At 73.8% G+C, this 607-nt stretch carries 1 pseudogene; it reads left to right on the forward strand.

The features are described 5' to 3' along the window. A pseudogene (locus GBZ26_RS29790) lies at window positions 1-564 on the forward strand (response regulator); the annotation flags it as partial. Window positions 565-607: the final 43 nt, after the last annotated feature.

Consider the following 607-nt stretch of genomic DNA (forward strand, 5'->3'; position numbering starts at 1 on the left):
CCGACGACCACCACCCCCCCCTCCCTTCCGCCCCCGGCGCCGGCCCGCCCGGCGATCTCCCCCACTCCTGCCCCGCTGCGCCTCCCCCCGCCGCCGCCGCCCCTGCCCGACCCGTCCGGGACGGGTCCGCTGCGCTCGACCGACCCGAAGATGGTCCGTCTGGTGCTGGCGCTCGACCGGATGGAAAGGGCTCTGGCCTGCCCCGACGCGTTGGGCACGCGGCTGCGCCACGCTGTGTCCGACCTGCAACTGGCCGCCGTCGGCAACGCCGCGGCCACCGCCATCGTCGCGTCGCTGTCCACCTGCGTCACCTGGGTGGACCATGATGGGGAGAGCTTCCAGGAGGCGGTGCAGGCTCACATGGACGCCCTGCGCTGGATCATCAGCATCGGCGGCGGGGCGGATTCCTCCGCCGCCCTGCGCGTCATGATCGGCGCCCTGCGCGCCATGGTGCGCAGCCTCAGCCTGCGCGACGGCAACGGCCCCAGCCTGTGGCCGGACGGTGCCTTCGGCGCGCCGGACCATGGGGGCGAGGCGGGTCAATCTCCCCTGCCGCCGGTCTGAAGACTCCCCATATCCAATAAGTGGCCCCCACCCTAACCCTCCC

The organism is Azospirillum formosense, assembly GCF_013340925.1.
GTDB lineage: Bacteria > Pseudomonadota > Alphaproteobacteria > Azospirillales > Azospirillaceae > Azospirillum > Azospirillum formosense.